This is a genomic window from Streptococcus sp. GMD4S, from assembly GCF_000296955.1.
Genome location: NZ_AJRE01000008.1, coordinates 1 through 1906, shown reverse-complemented (window position 1 = coordinate 1906; position 1906 = coordinate 1). Strand labels below are relative to the sequence as shown.

The following is a 1906-nucleotide window of genomic DNA, read 5'->3' as shown; positions in this document are numbered from 1 at the left end:
GTTACTGTCAAGTACCAAGCGGTGGTGAAAGAAGTAACCCCAACCAGCACTAACGCAACCAGCACAGGTCCTCAGGGTGTTCCACAAACAGGCACTCCAAGCTTTCAAGGTGGTGACCCACTTGTTCCAATCGATGAAGCAGTTGAACCAACCTTCGCAGATGGAAGCAAGGAAAAAGTGATTTCAGGTCAAGGAACCTACACGATTGCACCAGACGGAACTGTAACTTTCACTCCAGACAAACAGTTTGTTGGAAACCCAACTCCAGTCACAGTGAAACGGGTGGATAAGAACGGTACCCCGGTGACTGCGACCTACAGTCCAGAGTTTACGAAAGTAACGCCAACTGGTACAGGTGATAAGACAGAGGGGTTTCAAGGTCAGGCCCAAGAAGGTAAAGTGACCTTCACGCCAGGCCATGACTCTGTTCCATTCCCAGCTGATTCAATTCCACTATTTGACACTGGGACAGCTGTGAAAGAAGTACCAAATGTTGGTAAGTTTGAAGTGGACGCAGAAGGCAAGGTAACCTTCACCCCAGACAAACAGTTCAAGGGGGAAACACCAGAACTTGAATTGACTCGTGTGGATGCCAATGGAACTCCTGTTACTGTCAAGTACCAAGCAGTAGTGAAAGAAGTAGTTCCAACTTCAACGGATGCCACTTCAAATGGTATCCAAGGTCAACCGCAAAAAGGTACCCCAACCTTCACAGAAGGTAATCCAGCTGTTCCACTGGATGATACGAAACCAATGACTTTCGAAGATGGACAGTCAACGAAAACAGTTCCGGGTGTAGGTGAATACAGCATCAATCCAGATGGCTCTATTACCTTTACACCAGAAAAACAATATGTTGGTACTCCAGCTCCAGTAACGGTTAAACGAGTCGATAAGAATGGCACCCTAGTTACTGCGACATATACCCCAACAGTGACCAAGGTAACACCAACAGGAACCGGCGCAACCAGCACAGGCCCTCAAGGACTTCTGCAAACAGGAACTCCAACGTTTAAAGGTGGTGACCCATTAGTTCCAATCAATGAAACAGTAGAGCCAACCTTCGCAGATGGAAGCAAAGAGAAATCTATTCCAGGCCAAGGAACCTACACGATTGCACCAGACGGAACTGTAACCTTCACTCCAGACAAGCAGTTTGTTGGAAACCCAGATCCAGTTACAGTGAAACGTGTGGATAAGAATGGCACCCCAGTTACTGCGACATACAGCCCAGAGTTTACTAAGGTAACTCCAACTGGAACCGGTGCAACAAGTACAGGTCCTCAAGGACTTCCACAAACTGGTACTCCAATCTTCCAAGGTGGTGATCCACTGGTTCCAATTGATGAAACAGTCGAGCCAACCTTCGAAGATGGAAGCAAAGAGAAGACCATTCCAGGTCAAGGAACCTATACGATTGCTCCAGACGGAACAGTAACCTTCACTCCAGACAAGCAGTTTGTAGGCAAACCAGATCCAGTCACAGTCAAACGCGTAGATAAGAATGGTACCCCAGTTACTGCGACTTATAGTCCAGAGTTTACGAAAGTAACGCCAACTGGTTCAGGTGATAAGACAGAAGGTCTGCAAGGTCAGGTACAAGAAGGTAAAGTGACCTTCACTCCAGGCCATGATTCTGTTCCATTCCCAGCTGATTCAACTCCACTATTTGACAATGGTGCAACTGTGAAAGAAGTGCCAAATGTTGGTAAGTTCGAAGTGGACGCAGATGGTAAGGTGACCTTCACTCCTGATAAACAGTTCAAGGGTGAAACACCAGAACTTGAATTGACTCGTGTGGATGCCAACGGAACTCCTGTTACTGTCAAGTACCAAGCGGTGGTGAAAGAAGTAACCCCAACCAGCACTAACGCAACCAGCACAGGTCCTCAGGGTGTTCCACAAA

1 pseudogene is annotated in these 1906 nt (G+C 47.3%); it reads left to right on the top strand.

From position 1 onward, the window contains the following. A pseudogene (locus GMD4S_RS00090) lies at nt 1-1906 on the top strand (YSIRK signal domain/LPXTG anchor domain surface protein); the annotation flags it as partial.